Origin of the sequence: Mycoplasmopsis felifaucium ATCC 43428 (assembly GCF_000687775.1) — a bacterium.
Lineage (GTDB): Bacteria > Bacillota_I > Bacilli_A > Mycoplasmatales > Metamycoplasmataceae > Mycoplasmopsis > Mycoplasmopsis felifaucium.
In genome coordinates, this window is the sequence record NZ_JHXS01000037.1 from 1 (window position 1) to 1,171 (window position 1,171).

2 rRNA genes are annotated in these 1,171 nt (G+C 42.7%); both read right to left on the minus strand.

What is annotated here, in order from left to right:
- Positions 1 to 94 (minus strand): 23S ribosomal RNA (locus tag T390_RS0103600); the annotation flags it as partial.
- A gap of 306 nt (positions 95 to 400) precedes the next feature.
- Positions 401 to 1,171, minus strand: a 16S ribosomal RNA gene (locus T390_RS0103605); the annotation flags it as partial.

Genomic DNA, 1,171 nt, shown 5'->3' on the forward strand with positions numbered 1-1,171 from the left:
CATTTCCAGCTCCACGAGGCTTATCGCAGGTAATCACGTCCTTCATCGACTTCCAGACCCAAGGCATCCACCACAAACTCTTCCTTATTTAAAAGTAGTATTTTCCTATTGTTTATGTTATTTAAGATGTGTATTTTAAGACATTTCAATGAATCATATATAAATGATTACTCGATGAATCTAAACAAATTAACCAAATTTGATTTATTTTGTTTTGATGTCGTTGTAAATATCGAAAAATATTTTACTATTCAGTTTTCAAAGAACATTGAGAAGATATGTCCTCTCAAAACTAGATATAAGACTTTGACCTTAAGAAGTCACATGACATAAATAAATTTGTACAGGTCTAGTAAGTTTGGTTAAAAAGCCTATAAATAAGCTTTATTGTACTCCGTAGAAAGGAGGTAATCCATCCCCACGTTCTCGTAGGGATACCTTGTTACGACTTAACCCCAGTCACCAGTCCTGCCTTAGGCAGTTTCTTTATAAACCGACTTCGGGCATTACCAGCTCCCATGGTTTGACGGGCGGTGTGTACAAGACCCGAGAACGTATTCACCGTAGCGTAGCTGATCTACGATTACTAGCGATTCCGACTTCATGAAGTCGAGTTGCAGACTTCAATCCGAACTGAGACCGGTTTTTTGAGGTTTGCTCCCAGTCGCCTGTTTGCTTCTCTTTGTACCGGCCATTGTAGCACGTGTGTAGCCCCACTCGTAAGAGGCATGATGATTTGACGTCGTCCCCACCTTCCTCCCGATTACTCGGGCAGTCTCCTTAGAGTCCTCAACTAAATGGTAGTAACTAAGGATAAGGGTTGCGCTCGTTGCAGGACTTAACCGAACATCTCACGACACGAGCTGACGACAACCATGCACCATCTGTCATTCTGTTAACCTCCACTATGTCTCCATAGCTTTGCAGAAGATGTCAAGAGTGGGTAAGGTTCTACGCGTATCTTCAAATTAAACCACATGCTCCACCGCTTGTGCGGATCCCCGTCAATTCCTTTAAGTTTTATTCTTGCGAACGTACTACTCAGGCGGATCATTTAATGCGTTAGCTGCGCCGATGAATCTTCCATCAGCTAATGATCATCGTTTAGGGCGTGGACTACCAGGGTATCTAATCCTGTTTGCTCCCCACGCTTTCGTCTCTCAGTGTCAGT